Below are 17108 nucleotides of genomic sequence, written 5' to 3' on the forward strand. Positions count from 1 at the left end.
CACGTGGTCGACGCACATCGGACGTTCGTCATCGTCGGCGGAGGACTGGCAGGAGCGAAGGCAGCCGAGACACTCCGGGCGGAGGGTTTCAGCGGCCGGGTGATCCTCCTCGGCGATGAACGCGACCATCCGTACGAACGGCCGCCGCTCTCCAAGGGCTACCTCACCGGCAAGGAGGACCGGAACAGCGTCTTCGTCCACGAGACCGCCTGGTACGCGGGCGCCGACATCGAACTGCACCTGGGCCAGCCCGTCACCGCCCTCGACCGGGTGGGCCGCTCCGTACAGCTCGGCGACGGCACCGTCGTCCACTACGACAAGCTGCTGCTCGCCACCGGCGCCGAGCCGCGCCGCCTCCCCATTCCGGGCACGGATCTGGCCGGCGTCCACCATCTGCGCCGCCTCGCCCACGCCGACCGGTTGCGCAACGTACTGGCCTCCCTCGGCCGCGACAACGGCCATCTGGTGATCGCCGGGGCCGGCTGGATCGGCCTGGAGGTCGCGGCGGCGGCGCGCGGGTACGGCGCCGAGGTCACCGTCGTCGAACCGGAGCCGACACCGTTGCACCAGGTGGTCGGGCCCGAACTCGGCCAGATCTTCACCGATCTGCACAGCGACCACGGAGTCCGCTTCCACTTCGGCCGCCGCCTCACCGAGATCATCGGCCAGGACGGCCTGGTCCTCGCGGTACGCACCGACGACGGCGAGGAGCACCCCGCCCACGATGTGCTCGCCGCGATCGGCGCCGCCCCCCGCACCGCCCTCGCCGAGGCCGCGGGGCTCGGTATCGCCGCGCCCAAGGACGGCGGCGGCATCGCCGTCGACGCCTCCCTGCGCACCTCCGACCCGAACATCTTCGCGGCCGGCGACGTCGCCAACGTGGCACATCCGCTGCTCGGGGCCCGGCTGCGCGTGGAGCACTGGGCGAACGCACTGAACAGCGGCCCGGCCGCGGCCCGCGCCATGCTCGGCAAGGACGTCAGCTACGACCGGGTGCCGTACTTCTTCTCCGACCAGTACGACCTCGGCCTCGAATACTCGGGCTGGGCGCCGCCGGGCAGCTACGACCAGGTGGTGATCCGCGGAGATGCGGGAAAGCGCGAGTTCATCGCCTTCTGGCTGAAGGGCCGCCAGGTGCTGGCCGGGATGAACGTCAACGTGTGGGACGTCACCGAGGCCGTGCAGGAGCTCATCCGGTCGGGTCGGCAGATCGACCCGGACGCCCTGGCGGACCCGTCGGTACCGCTGGAGTCCCTGAGCTGATCCGAGCGGAGACGGCCCGAGCGGAGACGGTCCGAGCGGAGACGGTCCGAGCGGAGACGGTCCGAGCGGAGACGGCCCGGCTGACGCGGTCGGGTCCGGTCGAACCATCGCCGGTCGAACCGCTGCCGGACGTACCGTCGCAGGGCCGGACCGGCGGTGGTGTGCGTCGTCCGGCAGGCGCCGTCATGCCCGGGTTCCGCGGATCACATCGGTGCGCGGCACGGCTGTCGCACCCCACCCGTAGAATTCACCCGTGGCAGGCAGGATCAATGACGACGACGTGAAGGCGGTACGGGACGCGGTCCCGATCGACGCCGTCGTTTCCGAGTATCTCCAGCTGCGCAACGCGGGCGGTGGCAACCTCAAGGGCCTCTGTCCTTTCCATGACGAGAAGTCCCCCTCCTTCCAGGTCAGCCCGAGCAAGGGTCTCTTCCACTGCTTCGGCTGCCAGGAGGGCGGCGACACGATCGCCTTCGTGATGAAGATCGACCATCTCTCGTTCTCCGAGACGGTCGAACGGCTCGCCGCCCAGGCGGGCATCACCCTGCGTTACGAGGAGGGTGGGTACAACCCCTCCCACCAGCGCGGTGAGCGCATCCGTCTGGTCGAGGCGCACAAGGTGGCCGCCCAGTTCTATGTCGAGCAGTTGGACAGCCCCGAGGCGGAGATCGGCCGGAAGTTTCTCGCCGAGCGAGGCTTCGATCAGGCGGCTGCCGCCCATTTCGGCATCGGTTACAGCCCGGCCGGCTGGGACCACCTCACCCGCTATCTGCGCGGCAAGGGCTTCAGCGACAAGGAGCTGATCACCTCCGGCCTCTCCCAGGACGGCAGGCGCGGCCCCATCGACCGCTTCCGCGGCAGGCTGATGTGGCCGATCAGCGACACCTCCGGCGAAGTCGTCGGCTTCGGCGCCCGCAAGCTGCGCGACGACGACAACGGACCGAAGTACCTCAACACCCCCGAGACCGCGATCTACAAGAAGTCCCAGGTGCTGTACGGCATCGACCTGGCGAAGAAGGACATCGCGAAGGCCAGCCGGGCGGTGGTCGTCGAGGGCTACACCGATGTCATGGCCTGCCATCTCGCCGGGATCACCACCGCCATCGCCACCTGCGGCACGGCCTTCGGCAGCGACCACATCAAGATCCTGCGCCGCCTCCTGATGGACAACGGCAGCGCCCGGGTGATCTTCACCTTCGACGGTGACGCGGCCGGGCAGAAGGCCGCCCTGCGCGCCTTCGAGGACGACCAGAAGTTCGCCGCCGAAACGTACATCGCGATCGCCCCGGACAACATGGACCCGTGCGATCTGCGCCTGGTCAAGGGTGACGAGGCCGTCCGCGACCTCGTCGAACCCCGCACTCCGCTCTTCGAGTTCGCGCTCCGCCAGATCGTCGGCCGGTACGACCTGGAGACCCCGGCGGGCCGCGGCGCGGCGCTCGACGAGGGCGCACCCGTCGTCGCCCGGATCAAGAACAGTTCCTCGCAGCACGAGGTGGCCGTCCAGCTGGCCGGCATGCTCGGCATCCTGGACACCCAGTTCGTGGTCAGGCGCGTCGGCCAGCTCGCCCGCTGGGCCCGTGAACGGGGCGAGCAGCGCGGCCCCGCGCAGGCCCCGCCGCGCGGCGGACCGCAGCATCAGCAGGCCCGTCAACCCGCCACGCTCTCCGGCCCCGCCCTCAACCTCCGCAGCCCCGCCCACCGCACCGAGCGTGAGCTCCTGAAGCTCGCCCTGCAGAAGCCCGAACTCGTCTCACCGGCCTTCGACGCCTACGGGGCCGACGAGTTCACCGCACCGCCGTACGCCGCCGTCCGCCACTGCATCGCGGAGGCGGGCGGCGCCGAGACGGGTGTTCCGGAGACCCGCGAATACCTGGTCCAGGTGCTGGACGCGGCGCCGAACGACACCGTGCGCAATCTGGTCACCGAGCTGGCGGTCGAGGTCTTCCACGGCAAGACCATCGACGAGACCTACGCGGGCATGCAGCTCGTCCAGGTCCGGCTGCGCGCCGTCGACCGCCGGATCGAGGACGTCCAGGGCAGCCTCGCCCGCCTCGGCAGCAATGTCGCCCCGGACCATCTCGCGGCCGCGCAGAACGAGGTCTGGGTCCTCCAGCAGTACGCCCAGTCCCTGCGCAACAACGGCGCCAACGCACTCTGACGCGCGGCCACCGAGTCACCGAGTCACCGGGCCACCGGGCCACGGTCCACGGCTCACGGCTCACGGCTCACGGCTCACGGCTCAGGGCTCAGGGCTCACGGCCCACTGGCCGCTGGGCCGTGGTCAGGCGGGTGGGCTCCGTCCCTTGTCTGCGCGGTCTCCGCCACGTCGTCCCGGCACGGCGCCGACGCATCCTGACGCGCGGCCACGGCGCCGGGCGGCTCCGCTTCCCCTGCACGTCGCCGCACCCGTAATCACCCGGTCACGGACCGGGCTCAGAAAGTCCCCGCACGCCCCTCGTGGCAGCGATGTGTCTTCCCCCACACTGGGGGGCGGTGCCTGAGTCATCGGAGCGCGGCCGGCCCACCGAACGGTGGTCCTCCATCCCCGCGGTCCGGCAGCGATCACCTGGAGGTCGCCCCCGTGCAGACCCGGACCCTGACCGAAACCGAGCATGTCTCGGCCATCCCCGCGCAGAACCGGGCCGTGCGTCATCCGGAGGCCGCGGTGGGGCCGCCCGCGGCATCCGATCCACCCGACCCGCCCGAGCCGGTGATGGAGGAACTGCCGCGGGCGCCCGAACCGCCCGAGCCGCGGGGCCGCCCGGAGACGGCCGGGCCGTCCTCCGATCTCTTCCGCCAGTATCTGCGGGAGATCGGCCGGATTCCGCTGCTCACCGCCGCCGACGAGGTGGAACTCGCCTGTCGCGTCGAGGCCGGACTCTTCGCCGAGGAACGGCTCGCGAGCACCCCGGATCCGGACACCCGGCTGGCTGTCGATCTCGACCGGCTGGTGGTCATGGGCCGGATGGCGAAGCGCCGTCTCATCGAGGCCAACCTCCGCCTCGTCGTCTCCGTCGCCAAACGCTATGTCGGCCGCGGGCTGACCATGCTCGACCTGGTCCAGGAGGGAAACCTCGGACTGATCAGGGCAGTCGAGAAGTTCGACTACGCCCGGGGCTACAAGTTCTCGACGTACGCGACCTGGTGGATCCGGCAGGCGATGTCCCGCGCCCTCGCCGACCAGGCACGGACCATACGGGTGCCGGTCCATGTCGTCGAACTGATCAACCGCGTCGTACGGATCCAGCGCCGGATGCTCCAGGAACGGGGCTACGAACCGACGCCCGAGGAGGTCGCCGAGCAGCTCGACCTCACACCGGAGCGCGTCGGCGAAATACTGCGACTCGCCCAGGAACCCGTCTCGCTGCACGCCCCGGTGGGCGAGGAGGACGATGTCGCCCTGGGTGACCTGATCGAGGACGGCGACGCCGCGTCCCCCGTCGAGTCCGCCGCGTTCCTGCTGCTGCGTGAGCACCTGGAAGCGGTGCTCTCCACACTCGGCGAGCGCGAGCGGAAGGTGGTCCAACTGCGCTACGGGCTGGCCGACGGGCGGCCCCGCACCCTTGAGGAGATAGGGCGGATCTTCGGCGTGACACGCGAGCGCATCCGCCAGATCGAGTCCAAGACCCTCAACAAGCTCCGGGACCACGCCTTCGCCGACCAGCTCCGCGGCTACCTCGACTGACCTCGCGGGGACGCCGGCCCGTACCACCGGTCAGCGGTACGGGCCCGGTCGTGCGCCGACCGCTGCTTCCGGTCGACGTCTCCCCGCTTCCGGCCCCTGGCCGGTAGCGGGCCGACTCCTTCTGACGGGCCGACTGGCCGACTGCCTCTAGTCGACCGCGGCGACCGCCTGTGCGAACTGCGCCGAATACAGCCGGGCGTACGCGCCCTCGGCCGCCAGCAGTTCGTCGTGTGTGCCCTGCTCGACGATCGAGCCGTCCTCCATCACCAGGATGACGTCGGCGTCCCGGATGGTGGAGAGCCGGTGCGCGATCACGAAGCTGGTGCGACCGTGCGCCAGGCGCGCCATCGCCTTCTGGATCAGCACCTCGGTACGGGTGTCGACGGAGCTCGTCGCCTCGTCGAGCACCAGGATCACCGGGTCGGACAGGAAGGCCCGTGCGATGGTGATCAGCTGCTTCTCGCCCGCGCTGACGCCGGAGCCCTCGTCGTCGATCACCGTGTCGTAGCCGTCCGGCAGGGTACGGATGAAGCGGTCGGCGTGGGCCGCCCTCGCCGCCTCCTCGATCTCCTCCCGGGTGACCTCGCGCGAAGCGCCGTACGCGATGTTCTCGGCGATCGAACCGCCGAACAGCCAGGTGTCCTGGAGGACCATGCCGATCCCCGACCGGAGGTCGTCACGCGACATCTTCGCCACGTCGACCCCGTCGAGGGTGATCCGGCCGCCGGTCACCTCGTAGAAGCGCATCAGCAGATTGACGAGCGTGGTCTTGCCGGCGCCGGTCGGACCGACGATCGCGACCGTGTGACCCGGCTCGACGTTCAGCGACAGCCCCTCGATGAGCGGCTTCTCCGGGTCGTAACGGAACGACACCTTCTCCAGCGAGACGCTGCCCCGCAGTTCCTCGGGGCGCTCGGCCGTACCGGGCGCGGGGTCGGCGCCCTGCTCCCCGGCGTCCAGCAGCTCGAAGATCCGCTCGGCCGACGCGACACCCGACTGCACCAGGTTCGCCATCGAGGCGAGTTGGGTCAGCGGCATCGAGAACTGCCGCGAGTACTGGATGAACGCCTGCACGTCACCGATCGACAGCGAACCCGAAGCGACCCGCAGACCACCGACGACGGCGATCAGCACATAGTTCAGGTTGGAGACGAACATCATCAGCGGCTGCATGATCCCGCTGTTGAACTGCGCCTTGAATCCCGCCTCGTACAGCGCCTCGTTCTGCTCGGCGAAGTCCCTCGCGGACTCCTCCTGCCGGCCGAAGACCTTCACCAGGGTGTGCCCGGTGTACATCTCCTCGATGTGGGCGTTGAGCTTGCCCGTCACCGTCCACTGCCGCACGAACTGCGGCTGCGACCGCTTGCCGACCTTCGTCGCCACGACGACCGAGAGCGGCACCGTCACCAGTGCGACCACGGCCAGCAGCGGCGAGATCCAGAACATCACGATCAGCACGCCGACGACGCTCAGCAGGGAGTTGATGAGCTGGCCCATCGTCTGCTGCATCGTCTGCGAGATGTTGTCGATGTCGTTCGTCGCCCGGCTGAGCACCTCGCCGCGCTTGGCCCGGTCGAAGTAGGACAGCGGCAGCCGTGCCAGCTTCGTCTGGATGTCCTCGCGCAGCCGGAACACGACCCGGTTGATGACCAGGATCGACAGCCGCGTCGACACCAGCATCAGCAGCCCGGCCCCGACGTAGACCGCCAGCGCCAGCAGCAGGACGTTGCCCACCGCGCCGAAGTCGATGCCGTGACCGGGGACGAAGTCCACCTTGGAGAGCATGTCGGAGAGGCCGCTGTTGTCCCGGCGCAGGCCCTCGACGGCCTGCTCCTTGGTCGTTCCCTCCGCCATCTGCCTGCCGACGACCCCGGCGAACACGAGGTCCGTCGCCTTGCCGAGGATCTTCGGGCCGAGCACCGAGAGGCCGACGCTCAGCGCACCGGCCAGGAGCATCGCGCACAGCGAGGTCTTCTCCGTGGCGAAGCGCTTCAGCAGCCGCTTCGACGACCCCTTGAAGTCCATGGACCGCTCGGTCGGCGCCCCACCCGCCATCATGCGTCCGCCAGGCCCGGCCATTACGCGGCCTCCGCTTCCGTCAGCTGGGAGAGCACGATCTCCCGGTACGTTTCGTTGCCGTCCATCAGCTCGTGATGGGTGCCGGAGCCGACGACCCGGCCCTCGTCCAGCACCAGGATCCGGTCGGCGTCACGGATGGTGGACACCCGCTGCGCCACGATCACCACGGTCGCCTCGGCCGTCTCCCGCGTCAGCGCCTCGCGCAGCGCGGCGTCGGTCGCGTAGTCGAGCGCGGAGAACGAGTCGTCGAAGAGATAGATCTCCGGCCGCTGCACCAGCGTCCTGGCGATCGCCAGACGCTGCCGCTGACCGCCGGAGACATTGGTGCCGCCCTGCGCGATCGGCGCGTCCAGACCGTGCTCCAGCGTCTCGACGAACTCCTTGGCCTGCGCGACCTCCAGCGCGTGCCACAGCTCCTTGTCGGTGGCGTCCGGGTTCCCGTACCGAAGATTCGACGCGACCGTCCCGGAGAACAGATACGGCTTCTGCGGAACGAGACTCACGGTCTTCGCCAGCACGGCCGGCTCCAGCGTCCGTACGTCCGTGCCGTCGACCAGCACCTGGCCGTCCGTCACGTCGAACAGCCGCGGTACCAGACCGAGCAGCGTCGACTTCCCACTGCCCGTCGAACCGATGATCGCGGTGGTCTCGCCGGGACGGGCCACCAGATCCACGGACCGCAGCACCGGCTCCTCGGCGCCCGGGTAGCGGAAGTTCGCGTCGCGGACCTCCAGATGCCCGTGGGCGCGCAGCTCACGGACCGGCTCGACCGGCGGGATCACGCTGGACTCGGTCTCCAGGACCTCCTGGATGCGCTCGGCGCAGACCTCGGCACGCGGCACCATCATGAACATGAAGGTGGCCATCATCACCGACATGACGATCTGCATCAGATAGGCGAGGAACGCGGTCAGCGCGCCGATCTGCATGCCGCCACTGTCGATGCGGTGGGCGCCGAACCAGACCACGGCGATGGAGGACACGTTCACGACCGTCATCACGGTCGGGAACATCAGCGCCGTCAGCCGGCCCGTGGACAGCGCCACATCGGTCAACTCGTTGTTGGCGCCGCGGAAACGCTCCTGCTCGTAACGGTCGCGGACGAAGGCGCGGATCACGCGGTTACCGGTGATCTGCTCGCGCAGCACCCGGTTCACGGTGTCGACCCGCACCTGCATGGTGCGGAACAGCGGCCGCATCCGCCGGACGATCAGCCCCACCGAGACGCCGAGCACCGGCATCACCGCGAGCAGCACCGCCGACAACGGGATGTCCTGGCCGAGCGCCATGATGACGCCGCCTACGCACATGATCGGTGCCGAAACCATCAGGGTGAAGGTCATCAGCACCAGCATCTGGACCTGCTGGACGTCATTGGTCGTCCGCGTGATCAACGAGGGGGCGCCGAACCGCCCGACCTCACGCGCCGAGAACGACTGCACCCGGTCGAAGATCGACGCACGGACGTCACGGCCGAGAGCGGACGCGGTGCGCGAGCCGTAGTAGACGGCCCCCATGTTGCAGACCACCTGGGCGATGCTGACGGCGATCATGATGCCGCCGAACTCCAGGATGTAGCCCGTGTCGCCCTTGATGACGCCGCTGTCGATGATGTCGGCGTTCAGGGTGGGCAGATAGAGGCTGGCACAGGTCTGCAGGAGCTGGAGGAGAACCAGCAGCAGGATGGGTTTCCTGTACGGATCGAGATGAGCCCGCAGGAGTTGTATGAGCACGCGTGCCTCTCGGAGTCGGCAGAAGTCGGGAGTCGACCCATTTTCCGGTACCGCCGACCGGGACAGCGAGCGATTTTATTCAAGACCAGGTCAAAAAAAAGACCGAGTACACGTGCGGAGGGCTGGTCTCCTCCGTGTGTACTCGGTCGGGCCCGTTCCGTGTAACGGGTCGGGCGGATCAGAGCGCGGGGTCGAACGCTCCCGGATGGATCTGGTCGCGTGTGGCCGCGTACTGCTGGCGAACCGCCTGTCCGACCGCCAGCTCCTCGCCCGGCTCCAGTACCTGTGCCGCGGCGCCCTGCCAGGCCGGGGGAGTGAGCGGATCGGCGGTGCCCTGCGAGACGCCCAGCGCCCAGGCCGCCTGCCGGGCCGCACCCAGCGCCGCGTACTCGGCGGGCTGCGGGACGACCACCTGTGTACCGAACAGCGCGGGCGCGAGCCCCTGCACGGCGGGCAGCTCGGCCGCCGCCCCCAGCAGGAACACCCGCCGCACCTCGACACCGCGGTCGCGCAGCACGTCGAGTGCGTCGGCCAGCGAGCACAGCATCCCCTCGAACGCCGCCCGTGCCAGATGCTCCGGCTTCATCGACTCGCGTCGCAGCCCGCAGAGCGTCCCCGCCGTGTGCGGCAGATGCGGGGTGCGCTCGCCCTCCAGGTACGGCAGGAGGACCAGCCCGGAGGCGCCCGGCGTCGACTTCAGTGCCAGTGCGGACAGTTCCTCCAGCCCGTCCGTGCCCAGCATCTCTGCGGTCCCGCGCAAGGCGCGTACCGCATTCGACGTGTACACCACCGGCAGATGCATCCCCGTCGCGTCGGCGAACGAGGTGATCATCCCGCTGGGGTCGGACAGCGCCTCGTGGTGCACCGCCATGACCGAACCCGACGCGCCCAGCGACACCACCGCGTCACCGGCCCCGACCCCGAGCCCGAACGCCGCCGCCATCGTCTCCCCGGTCCCCGCGGAGATCAGCAGCCCCTCGGGCGTCGTCCCGGCCGCGTCGGAAGGGCCGAGCACCTCGGGCAGGGCGGCCTGGTGACCGAGCGCGAGCTCCACCAGATCGGGCCGGTAGGAACCACTGCCCGCCGACCAGTAACCGGTGCCGGACGCGGCACCCCGGTCGGTGGTCCGGCGGGTCGGCCGCCCCAGCAACTGCCACACCAGCCAGTCGTGCGGTTGCAGCACCGCGGCCACCCGCTGGGCCGCCTCCGGCTCGGTCCGCGCCAGCCAGCGCAGCTTCGACACCGGCTGCGCGGACTGCGGCACCGACCCGACCGCCTCGGCCCAGGCCTGCCGCCCGCCGAGCCCGTCGATCAGATCGGCCGCGGCGGCCTGCGCCCGCTTGTCATTGCCGAGCAGGGCCGGGCGTACGAGATTGCCCTGGTGGTCCAGCGGCACCAGGCCGTGCTGCTGCGCGGAGACCCCGATGGCCTGCACGCCTTCGAGCATCCCGCCGTTGGCCGCCTCGCCGAGCGAGAGCAGCCATGCCTGCGGATCAACCTCGGTGGCCTTGGCCTCGACGGGGTGTGCGGCGTACCCCCGGCGCAGCACGGCGCCGGTGTCCGTATCGCAGACGACGATGTGCGTGAAGGCGGACGAACTGTCCAAGCCGGCGACTATGCCCATGCCCAAGATTCTGCCGCACCTCCGGAGCGTTTCCGAAACCGTGGTGCGGCAGAGGTCGGGAAGCGTGGCGCGTGGGCCCTATGTGTTGCTGGTGCCCCAGTCGTCCTCGCCGTTCTGGCCGCGGCTGCGCAGCGTGCGCACCCGGTCGGCCACCGAGGCGGGCACCTTGTCACCGACCGCGTGGTACGCCTTGCCGGCCAGGTCGCGGCCGCTCTGCGCCGCGGACTCGGCGGTGTTGCGCACGGCCGGATTCTGGGCGAACTGTCGTGCGGACTTCTTCAGCTGCTCGTAGCGCTCGCGCCCGGCCCGTGTGCCGATCACGTATCCGAGGGCCAGTCCGGCGATGAACGTGAGCCGGTACCGCATGGCTGCCACCCTTCCTTGCTCAGTGCGACGCTCAGTGCGACGTGTGCTGCCCGCATACCCGCGGGCACCCGAGATCACCCGGGGGGATACCGATTGGCGAAGCACCCCCCTGCTTGCGCTAATGTATGTGTCGCAGCGAGCACGCGCCGCCCGGCAGGAGCCAGGTAGGCGGGGTTCGGTGCAAACGCAGCAATCCCCTGTAGCTCAATTGGCAGAGCAGCCGGCTGTTAACCGGCAGGTTACTGGTTCGAGTCCAGTCGGGGGAGCGCGATCCCCTGTAGCTCAATTGGCAGAGCATTCGGCTGTTAACCGGAGGGTTACTGGTTCGAGTCCAGTCGGGGGAGCGGAACGGGAGAGGACCCTGCGGGGTCCTCTTTCGCTTGCCCGGGGTCGGTCCCTCGCCGTGGTGCGGGTGAGGTGAGGGTGACTCTTTCGCGCCTACTTCGCTCCGTTCGGAACCGGGCAGCGACCAGCGCAGTCTTCATGGTCATGCGAAGTCGACCATCCGGAGCGAGAGATCGTATGACCGGCTATGCTGCGGCATACGGCGCGCACACATGTACGCGCCACGCCGAAAAGGGGCGGTAGCTCAGCCGGTTAGAGCAGCGGACTCATAATCCGTCGGCCGTGGGTTCGAGTCCCACCCGCCCCACCCATGCAGAAACGATCTGCCCTGCCGAAACGTTTCCTTCGTGGAGGCAGCGGCAGGACCCCTCGCCTCACCGGTACCTCACGCGGCCTCGTCGCGCCGGTCGGGACGGCGTTCGTCAGGACTCGCGCGGGCACGTCTGAAGCCGTGCCGTGCGGAGTCGTCCGGCGAACCGGCCCCTGAGCGGGGTGCCTGGTGGGCCGTCAGTTCGCGCGGCGGCGGTGGCTACCGGGGGAGTTTCGACGAGTTCTCCGTGGTTGACGGGCACTACGGCAGTGCGGCACTGCCGAGAGCGGGGCACCTGCCCGCCCGGTCAGGACATGGCCGGTCACGACACGCCCGATCAAGAAGCGGCCTGTCAGGACACGCCCGGGCACGGGACGGCAACGGTCATGGACGCGGCGTGTGTTCGTACGAATCCGCACACGCGCTCCGGCGGCACCTCGCTGCGGGCAGGCGCCGCATTCCGAACACATGACCGCCTGCTCCTGTGACGAGCCATCGGCAGAGGCCCCAGCCAGACCGGGGAAGGCGGCGCGGCTTTCGGCACGCAGCCGTGTTCGTCCCGGGCCGTCGGGTCCGAGTCGAAAGACCAGGGCGTAGGAGGAGAAGCGGTGACGGCCCTGGAGTGCCGGCTCCTGTGCTGGAACGGCGACGAGGAATCCGGAGACCGGGAAGGGGCGACCTCCCGGCCAGAGGGCGGGGCCCGGGCGGCACGCGGTCGTCTGCTCCGGCCGGTCTCACGTAGCCGGCCGCTCCAGGGCGCGAGAAGGACTGCTCCACTTCTTCGCCCAGGCTGAGCCGGACCTCGTCGGCCTCCGCCGCGATGTCCGTCGCGTCAGGTCGCCCCTGTACGCAGGATGCAGATGATGTCTGCCTGCCTGCCCGTCTGTCTGCTGGCGCGACTCTGTCTGTCGGCGTGACGCGGTCGGAAAATGTGCCGGACGTTCCCCTTGCGCCGGGGGGCCAAAACTGGTCAGAGACCTTGGTGGCTCGTCCCAACGTGGAGTTCGGAGCGCTCAATATACTTCGAGAAGTGGCTATTCGAGGAGTCGATTATGGTTGCCCCGTTCAATGCGACGGATTTTCGGCGCACGCTCGGACATCTGCCGACCGGGGTAACGGTAATCACCACCAGAAGTCGATCCGGCCAGCCCGTCGGAATGGCGTGCAACTCCTTCATGTCGGTGTCGTTGGAACCCCCGTTGATCATGTTGTGCGTCGGAAACACGTCGTCGACACTGATCGATCTCCAGCAGAGCGGCACGTTCTGCGTCAACATCCTCGGCAGTGACCAGGGGGATTTGTGCCGACAGTTTTCGGTCAAGGACATCGACCGGTTCGCCGGTGTCCGGTGGACCGAGTCTGCGGCCGGACCCGAACTGTGCGATGCGATCGTCTGGATGTCGTGTTCGATCGAAACGGAGCATGTCGCGGGCGATCACGTCATCATCATTGCCAGGGTGAACGGGCTGCGGGTGAATCCGGACGAGCCCGCTCCGCTGGTCTTTCATCGCGGCAGGTTCGGGTCGTTCCACGAGGCCGCGGAACCGCTCGTGGCCGCGGGGGCACTGTCTCGGTCGGGGTTCAGCGGCAGCACGTGGGCCCCGTAGGCCGCACCGGGCCCCACCCGTACGGGCCGCGCACCGAGCCCCGTCGTAGAGGCGTCTTCGAGCTCCGCCGTGCAGGCGTCTTCGCCGCCTGCACCTCGGCCTTTTGGCGTGCGCCGGTGCGCCGGTGCGCCAGGAGCCCCTACCCGCAGCGCCCCCCCGTATCCGGGACCGCCGCCCCGGACCCCCCCCGCGCCGTGGCGGCGGTGCCGGATGCGGGCGGGCGCTGAGCCACCGGGAGCGAACCGGCCGGGGACGTGATCCGGCGGGCCCGGGCATCATCGCTGCCGGACCCTCTGTCGTCGCTGTCGCGCTCGTCGCTGCCGCTGCCGCTGCCGCCCCGGTCTTCGGAACGCGTGCGGGCCGGTACCACTGTCGCCCAGTCGGTGCGCATCGCAGGGACGCGCGTGCGGGCGGGCGTCGGTCCAGGTCGTGACGACCGAGTGCGGCCGGGCCCCGATGGGCGGGAGGTTCGCCGCCAGGAGGCCCGTCGGCCCGGCCGACCGGCACCGGCGGTATCGACACATCACGCGCGCTGTGCTTGTCCCCGCAGGCCCGCGCCCGTGCACGCCGGCCCGTGCCTGTCCTCGCAGGTCCGCGCCTGCTCGTGGCTGTCCGCGCCGCCCGCGCCTGCTGCCGCGCACCCACGCTTCCCGCGCCTTCCGGGGCGCCGGCGCCGCCACCCCCGAGCCGGAAAAGAGGCCGCGGAAACGGTTTATTCTCCCGCATACCGTTCATCGCGGCGGAGGTTCGGCGGAGGTTCGACGGGGGCTCTCTTCCGACCGTCGGCATAGTGAATTTTGGCTGGATTATTGACGGGTGAATCCTGCACATTGGTGCGGCGGTAGAGGAATCGAACGCCGCTCGGGTAGAATGCCCCTTCCGAAGGTAATTGGAAGGAATACTTAGTGAACTTGCGAGATCCTTTGTTTCCCGAACCAGTTCCCGGTGTTTTCGAAGTTTATGAATGGAGTTTAGGGAGAGAGGGATTCGCCGTCGACGACGTCGCAGAAGAGTTGGGCTTCTCCTTTGATGCGAGTGAGACGATCGTCGGCAAACTCCTGGAGCTCCAGCTTATTCAGCCGTCACGCGAACAGGATGCCTGGTTCGTTCCGACGGATCCGGGCATAGCCTCCTCTCAACTCCTGAACCAGGGTGAAATGGACCTGCTCGAACGGAAACTGGCAGTGGGCCAGCTCCGGAACGATCTGGCGCGACTTTCGCTACTGTTTCGGTCGAGTAAATTCGGCAGTCAATCCACCAACTCATTCGACATCGTCAAAGTGCCCGAGACGGTCAGGCTGCTGCTTTCCGAAGCGGCGGCGAACTGTTCCCACGAGGTCGTCTGTATGCAACCCGGAAGCGGGTGGCCGGCCGAGCAGATGGGTGATGCGCGGACCCGGGATCTGCAGATGCTCGGACGGGATGTGCGCATGCGTGTCCTTTATCAGCACGCCGCACGGTTCGACTTGCCGACCCGTGAGTACGCGGGACAGCTGATCGACTCCGGAGCCGAGATACGGACGGCAGGGGCGCTCTTCGGCAACATAGTCATCTTCGACCGCACCGCGGCATACATCCCGGCGAGCGGCGAGGACGGCGGTGCCGTGGTCGTGCAGGAGCGCTCGATCATCGACTTCCTCTACTCCTGTTTCGAGCATGTCTGGGCGACAGCCAAGGAGTTCGACACCCGAAAAGTCGAAATCGACGTCATCGGCGGCGAAATGAAAAAGGAGATCGTCAAGATGCTGATCTCCGGCGCAAAGGACGAAGCCATCGCTCGGCGTCTTGGCGTGTCGGTCCGCACCTGCCGCAAACACATCGGTCAGGTCATGCAGATGTTCGGTGCGACGAGCCGGTTCCAGTTCGGCTACCTGGTGAAGGAGGCGAACCTCGACGAGGACGTGTAGCGTCCGCCGGTTCGGGTAGTACGGCTGTTCATCACGGCGCCGCGAACCCCCTCGGCCCTCGGCCCGCGGGGGGATCGGCCGCCAAGCCCCGGCGTACCCCCGGGTGCCGGCAGCATGCGTGCCGGTGAGCTTCCTCAAGTGGAAGTGCAGCTTGATGAGTGGGTTGCGGGGTGGAGGCGCGTAGGTCTTCTGCTGCACACTTGTGAGCTGTTGCGGCAGCGCAACCGCGGAGTTTTTCGCTGAGTACCAAGGGGGCCGCGTCAGTCCATTCATCCCTCAAGTCGCCGGTTGGCTGGAGCAGTACATGCTGGGGTTCTGGAGCCACGGCCGCGAGGTGATCTGCGCGTAGATCGGCCCGTCTCGTATTTATTTCAGGATATTGTCCCTTGGATCCGATGCCGTAAGAGTCATCAAGGATGATGGCCTTGCGTTCGGCGTCGTGACAAGGTGCGTCCCGGTCAATCTGACGATCCATTTTTGCATTCGCATGCCAAGCACGCGATTCTCCGGTAGCCAGACAATGTCCTTCCCGAAATCTTTCCGAACGTAAAGCTGAGGTGCTTATGAACGGGTGTGTCGTTCGTGACGCCGGTTGGGGGCCGAAAATGCCCTTGACGGTTCCGGGACGGACGGACGTGGTCGGCCGATGACCGCAAACGGAGATGCGCCGCGGCTCGCGGTGTTCGGCGCGGGAGTGATGGGCATCGGTATCGCGACCCTCGCTGTCGGGCGAGGGGTGCCGGTCGTGCTGGTGGACGTGGACGAGGCGCGGCTGGGCACCGCACGCAAGCGGTTGCGCGACGAGCTCCGGCTCGCGCACATGATGGGAGCCCTCCCCCGGAGCGGACCCGTCGGGGAGCTGCAGCTCGCCGACTCCGCGGTGGCGGCAGCGGACGCGACGTGGGTGATCGAGGCGATCACCGAGGTCGCCGAGCTGAAGGCCAAGGTGCACCAGGAGATCGCCTCCGTGGTCGCGCCGGGCACGCTGCGGGTCACCAACACCTCGTCCATCCCGGTCGACGAACTCGCCGGCCAGATTCCGTCCCCCGAGGACCTGGCCGGCATCCACTTCATGAACCCGCCCTACCTGATCGGCACGCTGGAAGTGGTCCGCGGACCGCGCACCGGTGAGCGGGCGGTGTCGGCGGTCAAGACCCTCCTGTCCACACTGGGCAGGAAGGGGATCGTGGTGGGCGACGGTCCCGGCTTCGTCACCAGCCGGGTGCTGCACCGCATGATCAACGACGCGGCGAACGTCGTCGAGGAGGGCCGGGCCACCGTCGAGGACGTCGACGCCCTGATGGAAGGCTGCCTCGGGCACCCGACGGGTCCGTTGCGCACCGCCGACCTGATCGGGATCGACAATCTCGTCGACTCCCTGGCCGTGCTGCACGAGCGCACCCGGGACGACAGCTACCGCCCGAGCGAACTGCTCCTGCGCAAGGTCGCCGAGGGCAACCACGGCCGCAAGACCGGGCGCGGCTTCTACGATTACGAAGTCCGCTGATGGCCGGCCAGGTGGAGTTGGACGAGCGCCTGCTCGACTACGTGCGGTCGGTGTCCCTGCGCGACGACGAGATCCTCCGCGATCTGGTCGCCGAGACGGCGTTCATGCCGTCGCTGAACGCCATGGTGACCATGCCCGAAGAGGGACAGCTGCTCGCCATGCTGGTCGGGCTGACCGGTGCCACCCGGGTGCTGGAGATCGGCACGTTCACCGGCTACAGCACGCTGTGCATGGCGCGGGCGCTGCCGCCCGGCGGGCGGATCACCACCTGCGACATCAGTGAGCGCTGGACCAAGGTCGCCCGGAAGTACTGGGAGCGCGCCGGGGTGGCCGACCGGATCGAACTGCGGCTCGGGGACGGTGCGGAGAGCATGGCCGGCCTGCTCGCGGAGCACGGGCCGGAGACCTTCGACCTGGTCTTCATCGACGCCGACAAGACCAGTTACGCGCGCTACTACGAAGAGGCGCTGACGCACCTGCGGCCCGGCGGCCTGGCCGTGCTCGACAACACGCTCTACTTCGGGCGGGTCGCGGATCCGGAGGCGGGCGATCCCGACACCGAGGCCATCCGTGAACTCAACGCCTCGCTCCTCGTCGACAGCAGGGTGGAGCTGTCCATGCTCGTCATGGCGGACGGCATCACGTTGGTACGCAAGAACAAAGCGCAGTGAGGAAGGGA

11 protein-coding genes and 3 tRNA genes are annotated in these 17108 nt (G+C 68.6%); 10 read left to right on the forward strand and 4 right to left on the reverse strand.

Translation table 11 applies throughout. From position 1 onward, the window contains the following. Positions 1 to 3 precede the first annotated feature (3 nt). From ACFVUT_RS11825 to ACFVUT_RS11835, 3 genes are all read left to right on the forward strand, one after another. Positions 4 to 1263, forward strand: a complete 1260-nt coding sequence (locus ACFVUT_RS11825) for an NAD(P)/FAD-dependent oxidoreductase (protein WP_389645693.1) — start codon at positions 4 to 6, stop codon at positions 1261 to 1263. Positions 1264 to 1516: 253 nt separating this feature from the next. Continuing rightward, entirely contained in the window at positions 1517 to 3424 is a 1908-nt protein-coding gene (dnaG, locus tag ACFVUT_RS11830) for a DNA primase (protein WP_389645696.1), read from the forward strand. Positions 3425 to 3847: 423 nt separating this feature from the next. After that, positions 3848 to 4951 carry an RNA polymerase sigma factor gene (locus tag ACFVUT_RS11835; RefSeq protein WP_389645699.1) on the forward strand — a complete coding sequence of 368 codons (1104 nt, stop codon included), beginning with the start codon at positions 3848 to 3850 and terminating at the stop codon, positions 4949 to 4951. Positions 4952 to 5098: 147 nt separating this feature from the next. Here the strand turns inward: ACFVUT_RS11835 and ACFVUT_RS11840 are convergent, their stop codons facing one another. The 4 genes from ACFVUT_RS11840 to ACFVUT_RS11855 all read right to left on the reverse strand — a co-directional run bounded on the left by ACFVUT_RS11840 (position 5099) and on the right by ACFVUT_RS11855 (position 10753). Next, positions 5099 to 7030, reverse strand: coding sequence for an ABC transporter ATP-binding protein (locus ACFVUT_RS11840; protein WP_389645701.1), 1932 nt, complete (start codon positions 7028 to 7030; stop codon positions 5099 to 5101). After that, positions 7030 to 8763 carry an ABC transporter ATP-binding protein gene (locus ACFVUT_RS11845; RefSeq protein WP_389645704.1) on the reverse strand — a complete coding sequence of 578 codons (1734 nt, stop codon included), beginning with the start codon at positions 8761 to 8763 and terminating at the stop codon, positions 7030 to 7032. The genes ACFVUT_RS11840 and ACFVUT_RS11845 overlap by 1 nt, the downstream gene beginning before the upstream one ends. A 178-nt stretch (positions 8764 to 8941) precedes the next feature. Continuing rightward, a complete protein-coding gene (locus ACFVUT_RS11850) occupies positions 8942 to 10387 on the reverse strand; it encodes an FGGY family carbohydrate kinase (protein WP_389645706.1) in 1446 nt (481 codons plus the stop codon). Positions 10388 to 10465: 78 nt separating this feature from the next. Continuing rightward, positions 10466 to 10753 (reverse strand): YtxH domain-containing protein, encoded by a 288-nt coding sequence (locus ACFVUT_RS11855; RefSeq protein WP_389645709.1) that lies wholly within the window; start codon positions 10751 to 10753, stop codon positions 10466 to 10468. Between the two features lie 193 nt (positions 10754 to 10946). Between ACFVUT_RS11855 and ACFVUT_RS11860 the strand changes: the two genes are divergently transcribed. The 7 genes from ACFVUT_RS11860 (at position 10947) to ACFVUT_RS11890 (ending at position 17100) form a co-directional block, all read left to right on the forward strand. Next, positions 10947 to 11019, forward strand: a tRNA-Asn gene (locus ACFVUT_RS11860). A gap of 5 nt (positions 11020 to 11024) precedes the next feature. Continuing rightward, positions 11025 to 11097: transfer RNA gene (locus ACFVUT_RS11865), tRNA-Asn, on the forward strand. A gap of 234 nt (positions 11098 to 11331) precedes the next feature. Next, positions 11332 to 11405: transfer RNA gene (locus ACFVUT_RS11870), tRNA-Ile, on the forward strand. Positions 11406 to 12460: 1055 nt separating this feature from the next. Beyond that, positions 12461 to 13015 (forward strand): flavin reductase family protein, encoded by a 555-nt coding sequence (locus ACFVUT_RS11875; protein ID WP_389645712.1) that lies wholly within the window; start codon positions 12461 to 12463, stop codon positions 13013 to 13015. 905 nt (positions 13016 to 13920) lie between these two features. Further along, positions 13921 to 14922 (forward strand): LuxR C-terminal-related transcriptional regulator, encoded by a 1002-nt coding sequence (locus ACFVUT_RS11880; protein ID WP_389645714.1) that lies wholly within the window; start codon positions 13921 to 13923, stop codon positions 14920 to 14922. Between the two features lie 646 nt (positions 14923 to 15568). Continuing rightward, a complete protein-coding gene (locus ACFVUT_RS11885; RefSeq protein ID WP_389645717.1) occupies positions 15569 to 16429 on the forward strand; it encodes a 3-hydroxyacyl-CoA dehydrogenase family protein in 861 nt (286 codons plus the stop codon). Further along, complete coding sequence (locus ACFVUT_RS11890) at positions 16429 to 17100, forward strand: O-methyltransferase (RefSeq protein ID WP_389645719.1); 672 nt, start codon at positions 16429 to 16431, stop codon at positions 17098 to 17100. Before ACFVUT_RS11885 ends, ACFVUT_RS11890 begins: the two co-directional genes overlap by 1 nt. The last annotated feature ends 8 nt before the right edge of the window (positions 17101 to 17108 follow it).

It is taken from the genome of Streptomyces sp. NPDC058051, from assembly GCF_042885475.1.
Classification (GTDB): Bacteria; Actinomycetota; Actinomycetes; order Streptomycetales; family Streptomycetaceae; genus Streptomyces.

Coding starts and splice junctions, on each gene's coding strand:
- ACFVUT_RS11840 (WP_389645701.1), bottom strand. CDS start 7,030: ATGGCCGGGCCTGGCGGACGCATGATGGCGGGTGGGGCGCCGACCGAG.
- ACFVUT_RS11850 (WP_389645706.1), bottom strand. CDS start 10,387: ATGGGCATAGTCGCCGGCTTGGACAGTTCGTCCGCCTTCACGCACATC.
- ACFVUT_RS11875 (WP_389645712.1), top strand. CDS start 12,461: ATGGTTGCCCCGTTCAATGCGACGGATTTTCGGCGCACGCTCGGACAT.
- ACFVUT_RS11855 (WP_389645709.1), bottom strand. CDS start 10,753: ATGCGGTACCGGCTCACGTTCATCGCCGGACTGGCCCTCGGATACGTG.
- ACFVUT_RS11885 (WP_389645717.1), top strand. CDS start 15,569: ATGACCGCAAACGGAGATGCGCCGCGGCTCGCGGTGTTCGGCGCGGGA.
- ACFVUT_RS11890 (WP_389645719.1), top strand. CDS start 16,429: ATGGCCGGCCAGGTGGAGTTGGACGAGCGCCTGCTCGACTACGTGCGG.